Below are 22448 nucleotides of genomic sequence, written 5' to 3' on the forward strand. Positions count from 1 at the left end.
CGGACAATACTATATAACTGTGTCAAGCCTCGTTATTGCAATAAGTCCCGGTTGCAAGTGCCAATGAAGGGCTTAAAATCACCACATGACGACCTACATAATAGGGCAAGTTGGGTCAGGCAGATGGGCATCCGGGTAATAGGTTTCATGAGGCATCTCGATATATTCATGCAAAGCAAAACCGACGGCGGAAATGGTCCGGAAAACGGCACCGTTGTGGTTACGCGTACGCAGCCGAAAACCAAGAAGCCGAGCCTCTATCGTGTCCTGCTCCTCAACGACGACTACACACCCATGGAGTTCGTCGTTCATGTCCTGCAGCGGTTTTTCCAGAAGAACCAGGATGATGCCACGCGCATCATGCTGCATGTTCACAATCACGGGGTCGGCGAGTGCGGCGTATTTACATACGAAGTCGCCGAAACCAAAGTCAGCCAGGTCATGGATTTCGCCCGCCAAAACCAGCATCCGCTGCAATGCGTGATGGAGAAAAAGTGAGGTCATATGCCATCGTTCTCCCCAAGCCTTGAAAGGGCCCTGCATCAAGCCCTCACAATAGCAAACGAGCGGCATCACGAATATGCGACGCTCGAACATCTTTTGCTTGCCTTGATCGACGATCAGGATGCGGGCGCAGTGATGCGTGCCTGCAGCGTCGACCTTGAGCATCTCAAACGTATCGTTACCGATTATATTGATCGCGAACTCGATAACCTTGTCACAGGTTATGACGAAGATTCTAAACCAACCGCCGCTTTCCAACGCGTTATTCAGCGTGCGGTCATCCATGTCCAGTCCTCGAACCGTGAGGAAGTGACCGGTGCCAATGTGCTCGTTGCTATTTTCGCAGAACGGGAAAGCCATGCTGCCTATTTCCTCCAGGAGCAGCAGATGACCCGTTACGATGCCGTGAACTATATCTCGCACGGCATCTCAAAACGGCCGCAGAGCAACGAAACCCGTCCTCCGCGCGGCGCGGAAAGTGCCAGCGAAGAACGCACCAGCACGGAACAGGAAGAAAGCGCCAAGAAGAAGCAGGATGCGCTGTCCGCTTATTGCGTCAATCTGAATGAGAAGGCGAAGGCCGGACGCATCGATCCGCTGATCGGGCGTGATAGTGAAATCAACCGTACCATTCAGGTGCTCTGCCGCCGTTCGAAGAATAATCCGCTTTATGTGGGTGACCCTGGCGTTGGCAAAACCGCCATTGCCGAAGGACTTGCGAAGCGGATCGTTGAAGGACAGGTGCCGGAAGCACTTGCCGATGCGACGATCTTCTCGCTCGACATGGGTACGCTTCTGGCCGGCACGCGCTATCGCGGTGACTTTGAAGAACGTCTGAAGCAGGTCGTCAAGGAGCTCGAAGAGTATCCGGGCGCGGTTCTGTTCATCGACGAGATTCATACGGTCATCGGTGCCGGCGCTACTTCGGGCGGCGCGATGGACGCATCGAACCTGTTGAAGCCGGCGCTTTCATCTGGCGCGATCCGCTGCATCGGGTCAACGACCTATAAGGAATATCGTCAGTTCTTCGAGAAGGACCGTGCCTTGGTACGTCGTTTCCAGAAGATCGATGTCAACGAGCCATCGATCCCGGATGCGATTGAAATCATGAAGGGGCTGAAGCCCTATTTCGAGGATTTCCATAAGGTCAAGTATACGGTCGACGCCATCAAGACGGCGGTGGAATTGTCTGCGCGTTATATTTCGGATCGCAAATTACCAGACAAGGCAATCGACGTGATCGACGAAACAGGCGCCAGCCAGATGCTGTTGCCTGAAAACAAGCGCAAGAAGACCATTGGCGTGAAGGAAATCGAAGCGACAATCGCGACGATGGCCCGTATCCCACCGAAGTCGGTATCGAAGGATGATGAGCAGGTTCTCTCGCATCTGGATGCTGAACTGAAACGTGTCGTTTACGGTCAGGATCTGGCCATCGAAGCGCTGTCAGCGTCGATCAAGCTCGCCCGTGCGGGATTGCGCGAACCGGACAAGCCAATCGGCTCGTACCTGTTCTCCGGCCCGACCGGCGTCGGCAAGACGGAAGTCGCCAAACAGCTGGCAAGTTCGTTGGGCGTGGAACTCCTGCGTTTCGATATGTCGGAATATATGGAGCGTCACACTGTATCGCGGCTCATCGGTGCGCCTCCTGGCTATGTTGGCTTCGATCAGGGCGGTCTCCTGACCGATGGCGTCGATCAGCATCCGCATTGCGTGCTGTTGCTCGATGAAATCGAGAAGGCACACCCCGATCTGTTCAACATATTGTTGCAGGTAATGGATCATGGCTCGCTAACCGATCACAACGGCAAGAAGATCGACTTCCGCAATGTGATCCTGATCATGACCACCAATGCCGGTGCGTCGGATATGGCGAAGGCAGCAATCGGCTTCGGTTCCACGCGTCGCGAAGGCGATGACATGGAAGCGATCAACCGCTTGTTTACGCCTGAGTTCCGTAACCGACTGGATGCGATCATTCCGTTCGGTCCGTTGCCGGTTCCCGTCATTCATCAGGTTGTGCAGAAGTTTGTGCTTCAGCTTGAGGCACAGCTTGCTGAGCGCGGCGTGACCTTCGAGCTGACCGAAGGCGCAATCGCTTGGCTTGCTGACAAGGGTTACGACGAGCGCATGGGCGCACGTCCGCTTGCCCGGGTTATCCAGGAACACATCAAGAAGCCATTGGCTGATGAGGTGCTCTTCGGAAAACTCAAGCATGGTGGCACCGTTCGTGTAGATGTCGTGACGAAACCGGATGGAAAGACTGATCTTTCGCTGGAGAGCGTGTCTGATAAGCCGGTAAGTCCAAAGAAGGATATCCCGGCTGAAAAGAAGCAGCTGCAACGCAAGAAGGCTGCTCCGAAGAAGGCCGAGAAGGAAAAAGTGCTGGCGGGTAAGGACGAACCAGCGCCGAAATCCTCGTCGAAGGCTTCGGCGGCCAAATCGTCGGTGCCGAAAGTGCCACGTAAGAAGTGATAATCAATCGAAACGGCCCTCTCTGAGGGCCGTTTTATTTAGAGCATGAGACTGGTGTGAACGAAAACTGAGGTTTTCCGATCTGAGCGGTAAAAACCGGGTGCAACTGCATCGGTGCTTGCTCTAACGTGGCTCTATGCCACCGATTCATTCCGATCATCCCGAGCAAAATTCAGAAGATCATCGTCATCTGCGATGGTTCTTGCGCGGCTGCGCGCGCATTTGCAGCATTCCAGCTCTACTATTGATGAGTTCGTTTATCGGTTTTGCGGGACTGGCAATTGAAAGCGGCATCACCGTCGTTCAAGCCGTTTTCATGACACTGACCATCTGGGCGCTTCCGGCAAAGGTCGTTCTGATCGGTGCGATCAGCTCAGGTGTGGCCTTGCCTGCTGCGGCTCTCGCCGTGGGACTTTCGTCCGTGCGTTTGATGCCGATGGTGGTCGCGCTGCTTCCCGAGTTGCAGGGACCGAAAACGCGGAAGCTGACATTGATGGCCCTTTGTCATTTCGTTGCCGTCACCGCTTGGGTGATGGCCATGGAAGAGCTGCGCAAAATCCCGCGTGATATGCGAACCAGTTATTTTGCGGGGATCGGTATGGTTCTGGTGGGAACCAATGCGATTGTCGTAGCCATCGTCTATTCGTTATCGACGTCTTTTCCGCCAATTGTTTTCGCTGCACTTTTCATGCTGACGCCGATGTATTTTCTGACGTCGCTCTGGCGTTCGGCGAGAGAACGGGCGGGGCAGGTCGCAATGATTTCCGGGATCGTTCTGTTTCCCATATTTCATCATCTGGCACCCGGCTATGACCTGTTGATTACGGGGGTTCTCGGTGGGCTGATAGCCTTCGGCTTTCATCGGATGGGCCGCATATCGGTAGGAGCAGCCAAATGAACTGGGACAGTTTTTCGAGCTGGTGGTGGCCGTTTTTGTTTATTCTGCTGGCTGGCGCAGTTCCAACTTATCTGTTCCGCGTGATGGGCGTGCTGGTTGGCGGGCGCGTAAGGGAGGATTCTGAGGCGCTTGTTCTCGTGCGCTGCGTTGCGACCGCGCTGGTTGCAGGTGTTATCGCGCAGCTCATTCTCTATCCCAATGGAGAATTGGCCAACTCGCCGCTCTGGCTCCGCGCTGGTTCCGCCGTGGCAGGGTTTGCCGCTTTCATCATTACCGGCAAGCGATTGCTTGTCGGTGTGCTGGTTGCGGAAATCCTGCTGGTCATCGGCCTGCTTACGCTTTGAAAGTGTGAGTCATATCAGAGTGCTGCACGAATCTTTTCAGCGTTTGCAGAAAGAACGGCTGCGTCTTCCATCTGTCCGGTATGGGGTTTGAGCGCCACGCCTTCAAAGCGCGGGATCACATGGAAATGCAGGTGATAGACGGTCTGGCCGGATGCCGGCTCGTTGAACTGCATCACAGTTACACCATCGGCATTGAATGCCGTTTTCACGGCCTGCGCGATTTTTTGTACTACTTGAACAGCGTTCGCAAGGGTTTCCGGCTTGGCATCGAGCAGATTGCGGGAAGGGGCCTTTGGCACAACCAGCGTGTGACCCGTGCCTTGCGGCATTACATCCATGAAGGCAACGACGTCGTCCGTTTCATAAACACGGGTGGACGGGATTTCCCCGCGCAGAATCTTAGCGAAGATATTGTTGTCGTCATAGGTGGCAGACATGCGATTCTCTCCAATGCGTAATGTTTGACGGGATCAGATCGCATCAAGTCCCGTTAGGCAAGGTGTATAGGCTCAACCACCTCTGAATGGCGAATGCTCTTCCAAAGCATTATGGATTTGTTCGACTTCGTGACGTTCATGATCGAGATAGTCGCGCACGGCGTTTCGAAAGCCTTCATGGGCAATGTAATGTGCCGAATGGGTTGTGACCGGCACATAGCCGCGCGCCATTTTATGCTCGCCCTGTGCTCCTGCCTCCACGACGCTGAGCTTTCGATCAATCGCAAAATCGATTGCCTGATGATAGCAAACCTCGAAATGCAGATAAGGATGATCTTCGATACAGCCCCAATGACGGCCGAAAAGTGTATCACCACCAATGAAGTTGATCGCACCAGCAATGTAATGTCCATTGCGTTTGGCCATGACGAGTAGAATGTCTTCCGCCATGCTTTCGCCGACCAGCGAATAGAACTGCCTGTTCAGATAAGGCCGCCCCCATTTTCGGCTACCGGTATCCATATAAAACGCGAAGAAATCATCCCAGACGGCTTCCGTGAGATCGCTCCCGGTTAGCCAATCGATTTCGATGCCTTCCGATAGAGCTTCGCGCCGCTCTTTTTTCAACGCCTTGCGTTTCCGCGATACCAGCTCATTCAGAAAATCATCGTAGCTATTAAAGCCGTTGTTTTTAAAGTGAAATTGCTGATCCGTGCGATGAAGAAATCCTGCTCGCTCCAACGCGGTGATCTCATCCGGCAGCGCAAAGGTGACATGTGCAGATGAGACGCCGGTTTGATCCGCCAGTTCTCGCAGTCCGCCAGCTAATGCCAGCCGAACGGTTTCGCTCTCATAAGCAATGTGGTTGAGAAGGCGTGGACCAGTGGCTGGTGTGAAAGGTACTGCAGCCTGAAATTTTGGATAGTATCGACCACCGGCGCGTTCGAAAGCATCAGCCCATCCATGGTCGAAGACATATTCACCCTGGCTATGTCCCTTGAGATAGTTCGGCACGGCTCCGATGAGGCGGCCCTGATCGTCTTCAAGGCGCAAGTGGCGCGGAAGCCAGCCAGCCTTCCGTGAAACTGAGCCTGATTCTTCCAAAGCGAGCAGGAAGTTGCGGGTAATGAAGGGATTATAATGCGCGTCCTGCCGGGAGGCCCCGACAAGACTGTTCCATTCGTCTGCCGTGAATTCGCTGATACTCTCAACGACACGAAGAACGAAGCTCTGTTCATTCTGCGGATCTTCGTCGTTCACCGCTATTCCTTTGCCGTTATCGCGCGTATTTTGCGGCGCTCGGCGTGTTGTAGTCAAGCCATGAGGGCGCGCGGATCAAAGCCTTCGAACGTGATCTGGTCGACATTGAGATCGCTATGCTTCTGCATTTCCCGATCCCGCACCGTCCAACTGATCACCGGCATCTGCAACTTTTCCCGAACAAAGGTGACAAACGGATTGGGCAGGTGATGCACATTGTAGGAGACGAAGGAGATGCCATGCGCCAGCATGGAGAAATGTCTCTCAAAATCTTCCGTGCGCGTACCTTCGGCGGTGAGGCCGCCGGGAATACCCGGTGCGTCTGTCGTAAACCGGCGGATCAGGTGGTGATCGAAAGACATGATCGCGGCTTCGCCCTTATAGGACGCCAGTTCTTTGGCAACCGCGGCAACCAGACCGTCATCTTTGCCTTCGATGCCCTTCAACTCGATAACGAGGGGAACACGACCATTGACCAGATCAAGCATCTGGCGAAGCGTCGGTACGTGATCAGCGGTGCCGCTGATCTTCAGCGAGGTGGCTTCCGCCAGTGTCAGATCGCTGATGTAGCCTTCGCGACCGGCAAGGCGCTTCAGTTCATCGTCGTGAAAGACGACAACACCGCCGTCACGGGTGAGATGAACATCGCATTCGATCGCGAAACCCGCTTTGGCTGCTGCCTCAAAGGCCGAAAGAGTGTTCTCCCAGCGCTCTTTGTTGAGATCGTGCAATCCGCGATGGGCAACGGGACGCTTCTTGATCCAGTCGATGGAAGTCATGTCAGGCAACCTCGATGATCGCTTCTATTTCGACAGGTGCGTTGAGGGGCAGGCTCGCAACTCCCACTGCCGAGCGGGCATGTTTGCCGGCATCGCCGAGAACCGCCACGAGGAGATCGGAGGCGCCATTGGCCACAAGGTGTTGCTCCACGAAATCAGGCGTGGAGGCCACGAAGGCAGTAATCTTCACAATGCGCTTGATGCGGCCAAGGTCACCAAGAGCAGCCTTTGCCTGGGCAAGGATATTGACAGCGCAGGCACGCGCTGCAGCTTGTCCATGCGCAACGGTCAGCTCATCACCGATCTGACCCGTATGCACAAGCTTGCCGCCTTCCAGCGGAAGCTGGCCAGATGTGAGAAGCAGCGAACCACTTTGCGCAAAAGGAACGTAGTTGGCAGCGGGTGCCGCAGCTTCCGGAATGGATATACCCAGATTTTTAAGGCGGCTATCGATTGTATCGGTCATTGCATTAATCCTTGCTTGCAAAGGTACTTCGCGATCTACCTATAGGCAGAATCGGTGAAGCTTTTGGGAAGGGTGCGTTTTTTGCCTCGCTTCCGCCACGAGTTTTTTTATCATGCTCGTCAACTCATCGGGAGATTCATATATGCGTTTTTTCAAGAGTGCGGTTGCGGCGAGTGGAACGGCTGCTTGTGTATGGGCCGGATTTGCTGGTGTCGCTCATGCGGCCTCGACGGTAACGCTGGTTCCACACCGCGCAGTCTATGATCTGACACTAGATCGCGCCGATGAAAAATCGGGAATCAGCGGTTTGACCGGTCGTATGGTCTACGAGTTCAACGGATCTTCCTGTGAAGGTTACACAACCAATTTCCGTTTTGTGACGCGTATCGATATGGAAGAGCAGCCGCAGCGCGTGACCGACCAGCAGACGACAACTTTCGAAGGTGCAGATGGAAAGAACTTCCGTTTCGTCAACAAGACCTTCGTGGACAAGGAACTGGTCAAGGAAGTCCGCGGTGACGCGAAGCTCGAGGGTGGCAAGACAGTCGTTGAATTGAGCAAGCCGAAGGAAAACAAGCTTGACCTCAAGGGAACGCAATTTCCGACCGGACATATGGAAGAACTGATCGGCAAGGCGGAGGCCGGGCAGAAATTCTACCAGACCTCGCTTTTCGATGCTTCCGAAGATGCTGACAGGGTGGTCGCTACCACCGTTGTCGTCGGCAAGGAACAGGCAGTTTCGGACGACGAAACCAAGGTTATGGGTAAGTTTTCCAAGGATCAGGTCTGGCCTGTGACGATCGCTTACTTCGATGACAAGGAAAAGCAGGATGGCCTGCCGATCTACCGTATCAATTTCAAGCTCTACCGCAATGGTATTACTCGTGACCTCACCATGGACTATGGAGATTTCTCCATGCGTGGAAAGCTTGTGAAGCTCGATGTCTACGATGCGGCAAAAAATAAAGTCACCTGTGACAAGTAGCGGCAGCATTAACTATTGTTGTATTATACGACTTCATGTTTTTATGGGGTCGTATTATTCTTGATATAGGAGGATAATTGTTTAAAGTTTTAATTATTTAGCGGTGTTATTATGAAAAGATATATTTCTTTGTTATTTATTTGTGGTGCGGTTTTTGTGGCTCCACTTACTTCCTTCGCAGCGGTTGACGCAAAATCGGATCGCCTAAGTTTGGCAGTTGTCTCGGCGCGTTGCCATGTCCCTACAAAGGCGAAAGTAGCTGCGCTGTTTGAGCGTTGGAACAATTCACTGCGTACAGGCGACCCGGCAGAAGTGGCGGCGAACTACGCGGAAGATGCGGTGCTGCTACCGACGCTTTCAAAGGAGGTACGTCATACGCAAAAACAGCGTGAGGATTATTTCCGAGACTTTTTTAAAGAAAAAACCGGTCGGCCATATCGATAGCCGCACCATTCGAACAGGCTGTAACAAGGCTATAGATACGGGCACCTATACATTCTCCTTTGGTGACGGCAGCAAAGCTAATGCGCGCTATACATTCACCTATGTTTGGAATGGGAAGGACTGGCTGATCTCGTCGCATCATTCTTCCACTGTGCCTCATTAAGCGTTATTCTATGTGTGCAAGCCGATACGGGCAGGTAGGGGCCCTAGGTCACCGCCTGCCGTAATTCCTATGGCATGGGGTTGCATTTCACGGCGCGATCCGTTAACAGCGCGCCTATTCCACACACGGGATTGGGCTTTTGTCGGGAGAAATCCGGCAAAAACCTCCGGTGGCGAGAAATCGCCTCAGCCCGTGGAGGTTAAACCGGAAAAGGAAAATAAAGATGGCATTGCCTGATTTCAGCATGCGCCAGCTTCTGGAAGCTGGTGTTCACTTCGGCCACCAGACCCATCGCTGGAACCCGAAAATGGCACCATACATCTATGGTGACCGTAACAACATCCACATTCTCGATCTGTCCCAGACCGTTCCTCTGCTGCACAATGCGCTGAAGGTTGTTTCTGACACGGTTGCTCGCGGCGGTCGCGTTCTGTTCGTCGGCACGAAGCGTCAGGCTTCGGACATCATCGCCGATGCTGCCAACCGTTCGGCACAGTACTACGTCAATGCACGCTGGCTCGGCGGCATGATGACAAACTGGAAGACGATCTCCAACTCGATCCAGCGTCTGCGCAAGCTCGACGAACTTCTGGCTGGCGAAGCTCAGGGCTTCACCAAGAAGGAACGTCTCAACCTCGAGCGTGAGCGCGAAAAGCTTGACCGCGCCCTTGGCGGTATCAAGGACATGGGTTCGGTTCCGGACCTGATGTTCATCATCGATACCAACAAGGAAGCGATTGCTATTCAGGAAGCCAAGCGTCTTGGTATTCCGGTTGTTGCAGTGATCGATTCGAACTGCGATCCCGACCAGATCGACTACCCGATTCCGGGCAACGACGACGCCGCACGCGCTATCGCTCTTTATTGCGATCTGATTGCTCGCGCCGCTCTCGACGGCATTGCTCGTCAGCAGGGCGCAATGGGCATCGACGTCGGTGCACAGGTTGAAGCTCCTGTTGAGCCAGCTCTCGAAGCTCCGGCTGAAGGCGCTTAATCAGCGTATGATTTCATCCATCCGTCATATCTGTGATAGGGCGGGTGGATAATCTCGTTTCATCCCGGTGCGGGATTGTGATTCCTGAAGTGCAATGCTCAGGCTAATCGTGATCCAGAAATCAAGCGCCGGTTAAAAGTTGGCACACCCATCCGGTGTGCCTTCGCTTTCGTGAAAGGCGATATCATGAGCATTTCCGCATCTCTCGTCAAAGAACTCCGCGACCTCACCGGCGCCGGCATGATGGACTGCAAGGCTGCACTTGCTGAAACCAATGGCGATATCGACGCTGCCGTTGACTGGTTGCGCGCCAAGGGTATTGCAAAGGCCGACAAGAAGGCTGGCCGTACGGCTGCCGAAGGTTTGGTGGGCGTTGCAGCTTCCGGCAACAAGGCTGTTGTCGTTGAAGTCAATTCCGAAACCGATTTCGTTGCTCGCAACGAAGCTTTCCAGGATCTCGTCCGCAAGATCGCCCAGGCTGCCCTGTCGACCGATGGCTCGACGGAAGCCGTAGCCAACGCCGACGTTGGCGGCAAGACCGTTACCGAAACGGCAAAGGACGCTGTTGCCACCATTGGTGAAAACATTGGTTTCCGCCGTTCGGCTGCGCTGACCGTCCCCCAGGGCGTTGTCGCGACCTACATCCACAACGGTGTTGCTGACGGCCTCGGCAAGCTCGGCGTTCTCGTTGCCATCGAAACCACCGGTGACGCTGAATCTGCAAACGCATTCGGCCGCCAGGTTGCCATGCACGTTGCTGCAATCAACCCGCTGGCTTTGACTGCCGAAGACGTTGACCCGGCTGCTGCCGAGCGCGAGAAGGCGATCTTCATCGAGCAGGCTCGTGAATCCGGCAAGCCGGACAACATCATCGAAAAGATGATCGAAGGTCGTATGCGCAAGTTCTACGAAGAAGTTGTTCTTCTTTCGCAGGCTTTCGTTATCAATCCTGACCTGACGGTTGCAGCGGCCCTCAAGGAAGCTGAGAAGACCATCGGTGCACCGGCGAAGATCACTGGCTTTGTCCGTATCGCTCTCGGCGAAGGCATCGAGAAGGAAGAGACCGATTTTGCGGCTGAAGTGGCAGCTGCCGTCAAGAGCTAAACAGCTCTGATCTTCAGCGCGATTTGTCCCAAAGACTGGTTTCCGGTTTTTGGAATGCGCTGATTGCCAGAAAAGGCTTTTGATTATGAAGGGCATCGCGTGACAACGCGATGCCCTTCGTGTATCGGAACCCGAACACAACCCTTGATCTCGATCTGCGGAGAGCATCCAATGTCCGGTAAGCCCGCCTACAAACGTGTCCTTTTGAAAGCCTCCGGCGAGGCGTTGATGGGCAGTCAGGGCTTTGGGATCGATGTTTCCGTTGCAGACCGCATTGCAAACGATATCAAGCAGGCACGGTCGCTCGGCGTTGAAGTTGGCGTCGTCATTGGCGGCGGGAACATTTTCCGTGGCGTCGCTGTGGCTTCCAAAGGCGGCGACCGTGTGACGGGCGACCACATGGGCATGCTGGCTACGGTCATCAATTCGCTGGCGCTACGCACCTCCCTGCACAAGATCGGTGTTGATTCTGTCGTGCTATCGGCCATCGCTATGCCAGAAATCTGTGAGAGCTTCTCGCAGAGGCAGGCTACGGCCTATATGGATGAGGGCAAGGTCGTGATCTTTGCCGGCGGTACCGGAAATCCATTCTTCACAACGGATTCGGCAGCAGCTCTTCGTGCAGCGGAAATTGAAGCCGATGCACTCTTGAAGGGCACGCAGGTTGACGGAATCTATTCTGCCGACCCGAAGAAGGATCCGAACGCAACTCGTTTTGACAGTCTGACGCACAAAGAAGTTCTCGATCGCGGGCTTGCGGTCATGGATACAGCTGCTGTTGCCCTTGCGCGTGAGAACAACATTCCGATAATAGTCTATTCCATCCATGAAAACGGCGGCTTGGCCGAAATTCTGCAAGGCAAGGGGCGCTGCACGATCGTTTCCGATAATTGATCGACCTTTGCTGCGTATCGAAGGAGAAAATGTATGAGTGATGCTTTCGACATCAACGACCTGAAACGCCGCATGGAAGGCGCTATCAACTCTTTGAAGCATGACCTTAACGGTCTGCGTACGGGTCGCGCTTCGGCAAGCTTGCTGGAGCCGATCACCATCGAAGCCTATGGCTCAACGATGCCGATCAATCAGGTTGCCAATATCACGGTTCCCGAATCGCGCATGCTTTCGGTTTCCGTCTGGGACAAGAGCATGGTGGGCGCCGTGGAACGCGCGATTCGCGATTCTGGCCTTGGTCTCAATCCTATTACTGATGGCATGACCCTGCGCATTCCGCTGCCGGAATTGAACGAACAGCGGCGCAAGGAGCTGGTCAAGATCGCCCATCAGTATGCTGAGCAGGGCCGTATCGCTGCCCGCCATGTGCGCCGCGACGGCATGGACACTCTGAAAAAGCTGGAGAAGGACAGCCTCATCAGTCAGGATGACAGCCGCGTTCTATCTGAAAAAGTGCAGAAGCTGACCGACGAAACCATTGCAGAAATGGATAAGGTCGTTGCAGTGAAAGAAGGGGAGATCATGCAGGTCTAGGACTTGCATGGTTTTCAATGAGGGAGAGCTTCGCCATGTCCGATCCGCGCCACATAGCCATTATCATGGATGGCAATGGCCGTTGGGCGAAGGCACGCAATTTGCCACGCAGCGCCGGGCACCGGGCTGGGGTGGAAGCTCTTCGCGAGACTGTACGGGCAGCCGGGGATCGTGGTCTCGGCTACCTTACATTGTTTGCGTTCTCTTCAGAAAACTGGTCCCGCCCCAGCGGCGAGGTGAACGATCTTCTGGGGTTGTTGAAGATTTTCATCCGTCGTGATCTTGCGGAACTGCATCGCAATAATGTGCGGGTCAGCATTATTGGCGAGCGTGAGGAACTTGCGGCCGACATCCGTGCGTTACTGATCGAGGCGGAGACGCTTACGCATAGAAATACCGGCCTCAACCTGATCATAGCTTTCAACTACGGTTCCCGCGACGAGATAGTCCGTGCCGTTCGAAGCCTGGCGCGCGATGTTGCTGCCGGGCGGCTTGATCCGTCCTCTATCTCGGGCGAACTGATTTCTGCAAATCTTGATACTGCCGGGATACCCGATCCGGACCTCATTATCCGTACGAGCGGGGAAATGCGCCTGTCGAACTTTCTACTCTGGCAAGCGGCGTATTCCGAGTTTCTGTTCCTGCCAATTCATTGGCCAGATTTTCGATCCTCTGACCTAGATGCAGCTTATGAGGCATTTCGCCAGCGCGAGCGTCGATTCGGTGGTGTTGAAGTACGCGTCGGGCTGGAAGAACGTGAAGAAGAAATCGCATGTCCTTCGACCAAGGGGGCGGCTGTATAAAGTGGTTCCAGAGAGGTGGAACGACTGAAAATGCTCTAATATGGCGCAAGCCATTCTGTCGAAAGGTCTCAATGTCCAATCTGCAAACCCGCATCATTACCGCTATTGTTCTCGGTGCAGCCGCCTTGTGGCTGACATGGGTCGGCGGTTTGGGTTTCACGCTGTTTTCGATTGCGATCGGATTGGCCATGTTCCATGAATGGACAAGCTTGACTGCATCGAAACAAACGTCGTTTTCGCGCCTGTTTGGCTGGGGTTGGCTGCTGCTTACCAGCATTTTGCTCGTGATGGACCGGAGCGCATTGCTGACGATTGGTGTTCTGCTTGCAGGCACCCTCGTTCTATTGTTCACGCAATGGCGGGCAGGTCGCGGTTGGCCAGCCGCTGGACTTTTTTATGCCGGTTTCTCTGCCATTTCGCTTTCGCTTCTGCGCGGTGACGAGCCTTTCGGCTTTACGGCCATTGTTTTCCTCTTCGCCGTTGTCTGGTCCACCGATATTGCGGCCTACTTCAATGGCCGAGCGTTGGGTGGGCCGAAACTGGCGCCACGCTTTTCCCCGAATAAGACTTGGTCCGGCGCCATTGGTGGCGCTGCTGCGGCAGTAGCTGGCGGCATTCTGGTTGCATCTCTGGTGGCTGCGCCCGGCAGCTGGCTCGTGCCGCTGCTCGCACTGTTACTGTCTGTTGTTTCGCAGATCGGCGACCTTGCAGAATCATGGGTGAAACGCCAGTTCGGCGCAAAGGACTCTGGACGCCTTTTGCCTGGACATGGTGGTGTTCTGGATCGGGTTGATGGGCTTGTAGCCGCTGCCGCACTTTTGTACGTGTTTGGTGCAATTTTCGCTGAGCCAGACGTACCGTCCGCGATTTTCTTCAGTTTTTAAGGGCGCAACGAATGAGTTTACGGGATTGCTCAAGACTCATTCGGTTCTTCGGAAGCCCGCTAGCATTGTGCAAGGAGTAGTGATTTGCAGGAGGCGTTGGCCTTTTTTCTGGGTGGCGAAAGCCTGCTTGTCGGGACCATCATACCATTTCTCTTCGTTTTGACCGTTGTGGTCTTCGTTCATGAAATGGGCCATTATCTGGTTGCACGCTGGTGCGGTATTGGCTCGCAGGCCTTTTCTATCGGGTTTGGACCTGAGCTGATTGGCTTCACGGACCGTCATGGGACACGGTGGAAGATTTCCGCCATTCCGCTTGGTGGCTATGTCAAATTCATCGGTGATGAGAGTGCCACGAGCTCTCCTGTCGATGTGGATAATGCAAACCTGAGTGAAGATGAACAGCGCAGGGCATTTCATACTCAACCCGTGTGGAAACGCGCGGCGACTGTCTTTGCTGGTCCTGCTTTCAATATCATTCTGACAATTGTTATTTTCAGTGTTTTCTTTGCACTTTATGGCCGTCAGATTTCTGATCCGCTGATCGCTGGCGTCCAACCAGACAGTCCCGCTGCTCAAGCAGGGTTTGCAGCCGGAGATCGCTTTATCAGCGTTGACGGTGAAAAAATCACAACTTTTTCTGATGTGCAACGCATCGTGTCAGGTCGCGCGGGAGACAGGCTGAATTTCACCGTTGAGCGTGATGGCAAGATGGTCGATCTGCAGGCCGTCCCGGCAATTGTCGAACGGACCGATCCGCTTGGAAACAAGATCAGGCTTGGTGCTATCGGCGTGGAGACTACCGAAGCAGTCGGTAATTTCCGTCGGATTGAATATGGTCCCCTCGAATCAGTGGGACAAGCTGTCATGGAGACAGGCTATATTATCAGCCGTACGGGAGAGTTCTTCCAGCGTTTTGCGGTTGGGCGTGAGGACAAATGTCAGCTGGGCGGTCCGGTCAAGATTGCCAATATGGCCGGGAAGGCAGCAAGCCAGGGGTTTGACTGGCTCATTCAACTGATGGCGATGTTGTCCGTCGGTATAGGGCTTCTGAACCTGTTTCCTTTGCCGCCACTGGATGGTGGTCATCTGGTGTTCTATGCGGTTGAGGCCATCAAGGGTAGCCCGGTATCTACGGCAGCGCAGGAAATTTTCTACCGTATAGGATTCCTTCTTGTTATGGGATTCATGGGGTTCGTACTTTTCAATGACCTGTTTGCCTGCTAGATGACTCTCCGGCTGGCTCAGGTGGTGATCTTGGAGATCGGTGCAGGCTGGAGGGTTCCAGTCAGCTGACCGCTATGACGCGCATCTTCTCCGATGAGGATCGGGAAAGGTGTTAAACAGAAGTGAAAATTGGGAGTGACTGCTGGAAAAGCTAAGCGATTTGTTTACCATAACGCTTAAATCGCGTGGCGCGGATGCCACGCTGGTTGCTTAAGTAAACAGAATTTAACCGTGACGCTTGCTTGTATGGAAAAACCGGGTATGACGGTTGTATCTGTACGTGCTTTTCTGGGTTAATCGCCCCGGGGACAGAAAGAAACGAAGGTTCGGAAAGCCTATGACGGCAAGTTCTAAATTCTTTGGCGCCGCTTCTGCGCTCGCCATGTCAGTGGCTCTTGTGGCTTCGGGTACTGCTGCACTCTCGCTGACTTCGGTCAATGTAGCTGAGGCAGCTGTCGTTAGCCGTATCGAAGTGCGTGGTAACACTCGCGTCGACGCACAGTCCATCCGTGACAACATTGATATTCGTCCGGGCAAGGCTTTCACCAGCGCTGATATCGATGCTGCGGTGAAGCGTCTGTTCGCGATGGGCCTGTTCTCGGATGTTCGCATCAATCAGTCCGGCAGCACGCTCGTTGTGAATGTTTCCGAGCGTTCTGTGGTCAACAATGTCCTTTTCCAGGGCAATAAGAAGATCAAGGACCCTGATCTAACTCGTGCTGTTCAGCTCAAGCCGCGTTCGCCTTATGACGCTGCGACGATGGAAGCGGATGTTGAGGCCATCAAGGGAGCCTATGCACATATCGGGCGCAGCGATGCGACTGTAAATGCGCGCACGGTTGACCTTGGTCAGGGGCGTGTAAACGTCGTCTATGAAATCAACGAAGGTTCGCGCACGAAGATCGCAAATGTCGATTTCGTCGGCAATCAGGCGTTCAGTGCCCGCCGTCTGCGCGACGTGATTTCGACCAAGCGTTCGAACCCGCTTTCGTGGCTGACGCGTAATGACGTTTATGATGAAGGTCGTCTGCAGGCTGACGAGGAAACGCTCCGTCGTTTCTATTACAATCGTGGCTATGCGGATTTCCGCGTCATTTCGTCGAATGCAGTTCTTGATCCTTCGACGAACGAGTACACGATCACGATCACAGTTGATGAAGGTCAGCGCTATACGTTCGGCAATGTAAGCGTCGAAAGCAACGTTGAAGGCGTTGACGGGCAGGCTCTGGATCATCTGGTCAAGACCCGTTCGGGCAAGCCTTACAGTGCCAAGGAAATCGAAGATTCGGTTCTCGCGGTTACCGAGAATGTTGCTGGTAGCGGCTACGCTTTCGCAAAGGTTGAGCCACGCGGCGATCGTGATTTCGATAACCACACGATCTCGGTCGTTTATAGTGTTGACGAAGGCCCGCGTGCTTACATTCAGCGTATTGAAATCCGCGGCAATGATAAGACCCGCGATTTCGTGATTCGCCGTGAATTCGACATGAACGAAGGTGATGCCTTCAATCAGGTTATGGTGCAGCGTGCGAAACGTCGTCTCGAAGCGCTTGATTTCTTCCAGACGGTCAACATTTCGACCGCCCCTGGCTCCGAGCCGGATCAGGTTATCCTTGTCGTTGACGTTGTCGAAAAGTCGACGGGTGAATTCTCGATCGGTGGTGGCTACACGACCGGTGGTGAATCCCCGGGTGCGCAGGTCGAAGCTGCCATCACTGAGCGTAACTTCCTCGGACGTGGCCAGTATATCCGCATCAGTGCGGGGGCCGGTCAGGACGATATGCGCAATTACGGCCTGTCGTTCACCGAGCCATATTTCCTCGGATATCGTCTGTCGGCTGGTTTCGATGTATTCCGCCGCACGTACCGCGTGAATGACGATTACGACGTCGAACAGACCGGTGGTACGATCCGTTTCGGTTTGCCGATCACGGACAACTTCTCTGCAGGTATTGCGTATAACCTCGTTCAGGAAAAGTACGACCTTTTCCGTGCTGACCGGGAAGATTATTACGCACCGGCGTTGCTGGAAGCTGCTGAGCACAGCCCTTGGCTTCGTTCATCGATCAGCTACTCGCTGACCTACAACTCCATCGACGACATGAAGAACCCGCATGACGGTCTTTATGGCAAGTTTACGCAGGAGTTTGCCGGTCTCGGTGGTGACGCGAAGTATATCAAGACGACTGCTAAGGCTAACTACTACAAGACGCTTTCTCAGGAAGCCGACATTGTCGGTATGTTGGGCGTCGGCGGTGGTTATATCCACGAGTTTGGCAATGATGGCGTCCGCATCTTCGACTTGTTCAAGAATAACTCGGATATCATTCGCGGCTTCAAGTTCAACGGTATTGGTCCTTATCAGGATTCTGAAAGCGGTAAGCGTTATTGGCTGGGCGGAACGACCTATTTCAACGGTACGGCTGAAGTTCAGTTCCCGATGCCGCTCGTTCCAGAAAGCTTGGGCATCCGTGGTGCTCTGTTCGCAGATGCAGCAACGCTCTATGGCAATAATACCCCAGGTGCTCTTGGTGACGACAAGAAGCTTCGTGCTTCGGCAGGTGTCAGCTTGATGTGGGCCTCACCGTTTGGTCCCCTGCGCTTCGACTACGCGTTCCCGATCGCGAAGGCTGACACCGACAAGGTTCAGAACTTCAACTTCGGTGTTTCGACCAAGTTCTAATAGATTTGCCTTTTCCCGGGGCGTAATACCCCGGGGAAGAAAGTGTTTTGATGGCAGATCCTGTTTTTTTCGCGCCTTCGCGTGAACTCACGATTGGCGATATCGCAGATTTTACCGGTGCAAGACTTCGTGACCCGAAGCTTGCGCCGCGTTCTGTTGCGCGTCTTTCTTCGCTGAAAGACGCGGCTGACGGTTCGCTTGCTTTCGTCGAGGGCAAGAAGAACGCCGATGGCCTCTCCTCGATCAATGCTGCAGGTGTTCTCTGTACGGAAGCTCTTGTAGACAGTGTGCCGCAGCATATAGCGGCACTGGTTACCCGTAATCCGCAACGGGATTTCGCCTCTGTTGGTCGAATGCTTTTCCCTGCATCCGTCAAGCCGGTCAGCTGGTTTGGAGAAACGGGTGTTTCTTCCGCTGCTATTATTCACCCGTCAGCGCATATTGAGGATGGTGCGACTATTGAAGCTGGCGCGGTGATCGGCAAGGGCGTGACTGTTGGCTCCGGTACGCTGATTGCTTCAACGGCGGTCATCGGTGAGAACAGCCAGATCGGGCGCGATAGCTATATTGCACCAGGGGTCACGATCCAATGTGCTTTCATTGGTAATCACGTTTCACTTCATCCCGGTGTCCGGATCGGACAGGATGGTTTTGGTTATGTTCCAGGCCCTGCGGGTTTGGAAAAGGTTCCCCAGCTTGGCCGCGTTATCATTCAGGATAATGTCGAGATTGGTGCCAATACCACGGTTGATCGTGGTTCGTTGAATGACACTGTTATCGGTGAAGGTACGAAAATCGATAATCTGGTTCAGATCGCACATAACGTGCGAATTGGCCGTTTTTGTATCGTGGCTGCCCATTGCGGCATTTCCGGTAGCTGTGTCATTGGCGACCAGACCATGCTGGGTGGGCGTGTAGGGCTTGCGGACCATTTGATTATCGGTTCGCGTGTGCAGGTCGCCGCGGCAAGCGGTGTTATGAATGACATACCCGATGGGGAACGCTGGGGAGGCATTCCCGCGCGGCCTATCAAGCAGTGGTTCCGCGACATTGCGAACATACGCAGCATCGGGCAATCGAGAAAGGAGCAATCCTCTGATGAGTGATGCAAATCAGACAAAGCTGGAAGCAGCAGATATCCAGGATCTTCTGGCAGTGTTGCCGCATCGCTATCCGTTTTTGCTGATCGACCGAATTGTCGACATCGACGGTGATGTCTCTGCGACTGGCATCAAAAATGTGACGATCAACGAGCCGCATTTCACGGGACACTTCCCTGAAAAGCCGATCATGCCGGGTGTATTGATCATCGAAGCCATGGCGCAGACAGCCGGCGCTATTTCGCTGCTCCAGCGTAAAACTGGACGTCCCGGCGTGGTCTATTTCATGACTATCGATAATGCGAAGTTCCGTCGCCCGGTTATACCGGGAGATCGGCTTCTGCTTCACGTCAAGAAAATCAAGCAACGCGCAAATATCTCGAAATATGAATGCGTTGCGGAAGTTGATGGTGTAAAGGTTGCGGAAGCTGAAGTCGCTGCCATGATCAGCACAGCTGAAGAAAGCCAGTGAGCATATCAATGAAAGAAACATTCATTCACCCCACCGCTCTGGTAGAGCAGGGTGTGGAACTCGGTCAGGGTGTGTCTGTCGGCCCCTTCTGTCACATTCAGTCTGGCGCCGTCATCGGCGACAATTCGGAATTGATGAGCCATGTAGTAGTAACCGGTGCGACGACGCTTGGTGCAGGCGGAAAGGTTTATCCACATGCTGTTCTGGGGTGCGATCCGCAGAACAATAAGCATAAGGGTGGCCCGACCAAGCTGAATATCGGCGCAAATTGCCTTATCCGTGAAGGCGTGACCATGCACAAGGGGTCGGACAGTGCGCGCGGTTATACTTCTGTAGGCGATAACTGCTCGTTCTTGGCCTATGCGCATGTAGCCCATGACTGCGATATTGGCGATTACGTTACATTCTCCAATAATGTGATGATTGGCGGTCACACCTCAATCGGACACCACGCTATTCTTGGTGGCGGCGCGGCTATCCATCAGTTTGTGCGCATTGGACATCACGCTTTCGTTGGCGGTATGGCTGCCGTAGTAAGCGATCTTATCCCTTATGGCATGGCGATTGGTGTCCATGCTCATCTCGGCGGATTGAACATTGTCGGTATGAAGCGCTCCGGTATGGAACGCAAAGAGATTCATAATCTCCGTCATGCCGTCCGGATGCTGTTCGACCGCACTAAGCCAATCCGGGATCGTGCCAGGGACGTTCTGATTGCGATACCGGACTCTCCAGCTGTCATTGACATGATCGATTTCATCAATGTCGATACCAAGCGTGCCTACTGTACACCTCCGCTCGATGCGGTTCATGGTGGGGCCGGGCATGACAGCGGCGAAGATTGAGCAAATACCGCGTCTCGCAGATAGTGCGGGGCGCGTTGCGATTATCGCCGGTAATGGCTTGCTGCCGATCAATGTGGCCGAGGCCCTCGCAGTTGCAGGGAAGTCGCCTTTCCTCGTCCCATTGCGAGGAGAAGCTGATCCGCTACTTTACAAATACGAACATCAGGAAATTTCGATCGTAGAGTTTGCAAAGCTCGTGCGGTCGATGAAGACTGCCGGTGTGGATCGGGTTGTCCTTGCTGGCGGAGTGACCAGCAGACCCCATGTAAGCGACCTGAAGTTTGACTGGCCTACTTTACGTGCGGTGCCATACGTTTTGCGTGCGCTGGGGCAAGGCGACGATGCTTTGTTGCGTGCGTTTATTGGGCTGCTGGAATCCTTTGGCTTCAAAGTTGTCGGAGCTCATGAAGTTGCCCCTGATTTGCTTTCGCCATCACCGGCTCAAATTTTGACCCGAAAGATGCCAGACGCCCGAGAGCGTCAAAATCTTGAACTCGCGATGGAATCTGCGCTTCGATTGGGCGATCTCGATGTTGGGCAGGGTGCAATTGCAGTTGGTGGGCGTGTTGTGGCGCTTGAAGGAGCTGAAGGCACGGACCAAATGATCGAGCGTGTACGCGAGTTGCGTGCAGCTGATCGCATACCGCGCCGCGGCGGCGTTCTGGTCAAGATGGCTAAGCCGCAGCAGGACGAAAGAGCCGATCTCCCAACTATCGGAATTTCGACGGTTGATAACGCCGCAAAGGCGGGATTATCAGGAATAGCGGTTGAGGCGGGCAGGACATTCATTCTAGGCTTCGGCGAAACCATCGCGGCAGCGAATGAAAAAGGCATTTTCATAGAGACTGTCAGCCGCGGGCGAAAGGATACTAGGAAGTGAGCACCAACAGCCGGCCATTGAAAATAGCAATCGTGGCCGGTGAAGAATCCGGTGATCTTCTTGGTGCCGATTTGATTGACGCTCTGCGAAACCAGACTGACCGGCTGGTTGATATCGTCGGTGTTGGCGGCGATCACCTAGCGGCTAGGGGGATGACGTCCTTCTTTGACCCGCACGAGATTGCGCTTATGGGGCTCGGTGCAATTCTGAAGAACTTGCCGGGGCTAATGCGGCGTATCGGTCAGACCGCGCGGCGCATCGTTGCAGAGAAGCCAGATTGCGTTCTCCTGATCGACAGCCCGGAGTTTACCCATCGTGTCGCCCAGAAGATCAAGGCTGCCAATCCATCAATTCCTATTGTGAAATATATAGCGCCGAGTGTCTGGGCCTGGCGTCCGCAACGCGCCAGGGCGATGAAGGCATATTTTGACCATGTGCTGACTATTCTTCCGTTTGAAGTTGAGGTCATGCAACGATTGAGCGGACCAAGTGCAACGTATGTCGGGCACCGCCTTTCGAGTTATGGCCCGATCTTGCAAGCGCGGGCAGAGCAGAAGGCTTTGGAAAGAGGGCGAACTGCTGAATCCCGGAAAACATTGCTTGTTTTACCGGGTTCACGTCGCACTGAAATCCAAATGCTTATGGAGCCGCTCGGACAAGCTGTCGGTGAGCTCGCCGCGCGAGTTGAAAAGCTCGATGTCGTTCTGCCGACATTGCCGCGCATCGAGGAAATGGTACGGGATCTTTCAAAGAACTGGGCCGTCAAACCGCTCATTGTCTTAGGTGATGAGGAAAAGTGGAAAGCATTTTCGAAAGCCGATGCCGCGCTCGCCGCCTCCGGCACCGTCTCACTGGAGTTGGCCCTCTCGCGCATTCCAAGCGTGCTTTCCTATAAGGCGGACTGGTTTGCGCGCAAGTTCTTGATGCCGAAGATTACGATCTGGAGTGCGGCTCTGCCGAATATTATTGCCGACGAACCAATCGTGCCTGAATATTTCAATGAGTTTGTCCGTCCGGGAATGCTCGCGCGCAACCTTGAGCGGCTGATGCGGCCCGGATCGGCGCGACAAGCACAACTGGACGGATTTGACAGAGTTGCGTCGATCATGGCGACGGAGCAACCTTCCGGCGAGATCGGCGCGCGGGTCATTCTGGAACTGGCTGGCGATACCAGAAACTGATTTCGCCGCGCAGGCGCTTCGCATTTTTGCTGGGG

Annotated in this window: 22 protein-coding genes and 1 pseudogene; 19 read left to right on the top strand and 4 right to left on the bottom strand. The window is 54.1% G+C overall.

The window, feature by feature from the left end:
- Nucleotides 1–168 precede the first annotated feature (168 nt).
- The 4 genes from clpS (at nucleotide 169) to MKS82_RS01985 (ending at nucleotide 4221) form a co-directional block, all read left to right on the top strand.
- Nucleotides 169–498 carry an ATP-dependent Clp protease adapter ClpS gene (clpS, locus tag MKS82_RS01970; protein ID WP_061346484.1) on the top strand — a complete coding sequence of 110 codons (330 nt, stop codon included), beginning with the start codon at nucleotides 169–171 and terminating at the stop codon, nucleotides 496–498.
- A 6-nt stretch (nucleotides 499–504) separates the two neighbouring features.
- Entirely contained in the window at nucleotides 505–2979 is a 2475-nt protein-coding gene (gene clpA, locus MKS82_RS01975) for an ATP-dependent Clp protease ATP-binding subunit ClpA (RefSeq protein WP_109987754.1), read from the top strand.
- Between the two features lie 247 nt (nucleotides 2980–3226).
- Nucleotides 3227–3877, top strand: coding sequence for an AzlC family ABC transporter permease (locus MKS82_RS01980; protein WP_240578289.1), 651 nt, complete (start codon nucleotides 3227–3229; stop codon nucleotides 3875–3877).
- Nucleotides 3874–4221, top strand: coding sequence for an AzlD domain-containing protein (locus MKS82_RS01985; protein ID WP_109987756.1), 348 nt, complete (start codon nucleotides 3874–3876; stop codon nucleotides 4219–4221). Before MKS82_RS01980 ends, MKS82_RS01985 begins: the two co-directional genes overlap by 4 nt.
- 14 nt (nucleotides 4222–4235) lie before the next feature.
- Here the strand turns inward: MKS82_RS01985 and MKS82_RS01990 are convergent, their stop codons facing one another.
- The 4 genes from MKS82_RS01990 to MKS82_RS02005 all read right to left on the bottom strand — a co-directional run bounded on the left by MKS82_RS01990 (nucleotide 4236) and on the right by MKS82_RS02005 (nucleotide 7163).
- Nucleotides 4236–4658, bottom strand: coding sequence for an HIT family protein (locus MKS82_RS01990; protein ID WP_109987757.1), 423 nt, complete (start codon nucleotides 4656–4658; stop codon nucleotides 4236–4238).
- Between the two features lie 72 nt (nucleotides 4659–4730).
- Nucleotides 4731–5918, bottom strand: a complete 1188-nt coding sequence (locus MKS82_RS01995) for a GNAT family N-acetyltransferase (protein ID WP_109987758.1) — start codon at nucleotides 5916–5918, stop codon at nucleotides 4731–4733.
- A 53-nt stretch (nucleotides 5919–5971) separates the two neighbouring features.
- Nucleotides 5972–6697 (bottom strand): glycerophosphodiester phosphodiesterase, encoded by a 726-nt coding sequence (locus MKS82_RS02000; RefSeq protein WP_109987759.1) that lies wholly within the window; start codon nucleotides 6695–6697, stop codon nucleotides 5972–5974.
- A 1-nt stretch (nucleotide 6698) separates the two neighbouring features.
- Nucleotides 6699–7163 carry a RidA family protein gene (locus MKS82_RS02005; protein WP_006471616.1) on the bottom strand — a complete coding sequence of 155 codons (465 nt, stop codon included), beginning with the start codon at nucleotides 7161–7163 and terminating at the stop codon, nucleotides 6699–6701.
- A gap of 142 nt (nucleotides 7164–7305) precedes the next feature.
- Here MKS82_RS02005 and eipB point away from each other — a divergent pair, with 142 nt between their 5' ends.
- The 15 genes and pseudogenes from eipB to lpxB all read left to right on the top strand — a co-directional run bounded on the left by eipB (nucleotide 7306) and on the right by lpxB (nucleotide 22413).
- A complete protein-coding gene (gene eipB, locus MKS82_RS02010) occupies nucleotides 7306–8148 on the top strand; it encodes a cell envelope integrity protein EipB (protein WP_109987760.1) in 843 nt (280 codons plus the stop codon).
- Nucleotides 8149–8259: 111 nt separating this feature from the next.
- Nucleotides 8260–8755, top strand: a pseudogene (locus MKS82_RS02015) (SgcJ/EcaC family oxidoreductase).
- Between the two features lie 223 nt (nucleotides 8756–8978).
- Nucleotides 8979–9749 (top strand): 30S ribosomal protein S2, encoded by a 771-nt coding sequence (gene rpsB, locus MKS82_RS02020; RefSeq protein WP_109987761.1) that lies wholly within the window; start codon nucleotides 8979–8981, stop codon nucleotides 9747–9749.
- Nucleotides 9750–9935: 186 nt separating this feature from the next.
- Nucleotides 9936–10853, top strand: a complete 918-nt coding sequence (gene tsf / locus MKS82_RS02025) for a translation elongation factor Ts (RefSeq protein WP_109987762.1) — start codon at nucleotides 9936–9938, stop codon at nucleotides 10851–10853.
- A gap of 171 nt (nucleotides 10854–11024) precedes the next feature.
- Complete coding sequence (pyrH, locus tag MKS82_RS02030) at nucleotides 11025–11747, top strand: UMP kinase (RefSeq protein ID WP_010659978.1); 723 nt, start codon at nucleotides 11025–11027, stop codon at nucleotides 11745–11747.
- 33 nt (nucleotides 11748–11780) lie between these two features.
- Nucleotides 11781–12341: a ribosome recycling factor gene (gene frr / locus MKS82_RS02035; RefSeq protein ID WP_109987763.1), complete on the top strand. Its 561-nt coding sequence runs from the start codon at nucleotides 11781–11783 to the stop codon at nucleotides 12339–12341.
- A 17-nt stretch (nucleotides 12342–12358) separates the two neighbouring features.
- The gene (locus MKS82_RS02040) at nucleotides 12359–13144 is read left to right on the top strand and encodes an isoprenyl transferase (RefSeq protein ID WP_268904579.1); all 786 of its coding nucleotides are present in this window, start codon (nucleotides 12359–12361) and stop codon (nucleotides 13142–13144) included.
- A 71-nt stretch (nucleotides 13145–13215) separates the two neighbouring features.
- The gene (locus MKS82_RS02045) at nucleotides 13216–14028 is read left to right on the top strand and encodes a phosphatidate cytidylyltransferase (RefSeq protein WP_109987765.1); all 813 of its coding nucleotides are present in this window, start codon (nucleotides 13216–13218) and stop codon (nucleotides 14026–14028) included.
- Between the two features lie 84 nt (nucleotides 14029–14112).
- The gene (rseP, locus tag MKS82_RS02050) at nucleotides 14113–15252 is read left to right on the top strand and encodes an RIP metalloprotease RseP (protein WP_109987766.1); all 1140 of its coding nucleotides are present in this window, start codon (nucleotides 14113–14115) and stop codon (nucleotides 15250–15252) included.
- A gap of 337 nt (nucleotides 15253–15589) precedes the next feature.
- A complete protein-coding gene (bamA, locus tag MKS82_RS02055; protein ID WP_109987767.1) occupies nucleotides 15590–17935 on the top strand; it encodes an outer membrane protein assembly factor BamA in 2346 nt (781 codons plus the stop codon).
- Nucleotides 17936–17985: 50 nt separating this feature from the next.
- Nucleotides 17986–19041 carry a UDP-3-O-(3-hydroxymyristoyl)glucosamine N-acyltransferase gene (lpxD, locus tag MKS82_RS02060; RefSeq protein WP_109987768.1) on the top strand — a complete coding sequence of 352 codons (1056 nt, stop codon included), beginning with the start codon at nucleotides 17986–17988 and terminating at the stop codon, nucleotides 19039–19041.
- Complete coding sequence (fabZ, locus tag MKS82_RS02065) at nucleotides 19034–19507, top strand: 3-hydroxyacyl-ACP dehydratase FabZ (RefSeq protein WP_109987769.1); 474 nt, start codon at nucleotides 19034–19036, stop codon at nucleotides 19505–19507. The genes lpxD and fabZ overlap by 8 nt, the downstream gene beginning before the upstream one ends.
- Before the next feature lie 8 nt (nucleotides 19508–19515).
- Nucleotides 19516–20352 (top strand): acyl-ACP--UDP-N-acetylglucosamine O-acyltransferase, encoded by an 837-nt coding sequence (lpxA, locus tag MKS82_RS02070; RefSeq protein WP_109987770.1) that lies wholly within the window; start codon nucleotides 19516–19518, stop codon nucleotides 20350–20352.
- A complete protein-coding gene (locus MKS82_RS02075) occupies nucleotides 20333–21232 on the top strand; it encodes an LpxI family protein (protein ID WP_109987866.1) in 900 nt (299 codons plus the stop codon). Before lpxA ends, MKS82_RS02075 begins: the two co-directional genes overlap by 20 nt.
- Complete coding sequence (lpxB, locus tag MKS82_RS02080; RefSeq protein ID WP_109987771.1) at nucleotides 21229–22413, top strand: lipid-A-disaccharide synthase; 1185 nt, start codon at nucleotides 21229–21231, stop codon at nucleotides 22411–22413. Before MKS82_RS02075 ends, lpxB begins: the two co-directional genes overlap by 4 nt.
- Nucleotides 22414–22448 lie beyond the last annotated feature (35 nt).

The organism is Ochrobactrum sp. A-1 (genome assembly GCF_022488005.1).
Taxonomy (GTDB): Bacteria; Pseudomonadota; Alphaproteobacteria; order Rhizobiales; family Rhizobiaceae; genus Brucella.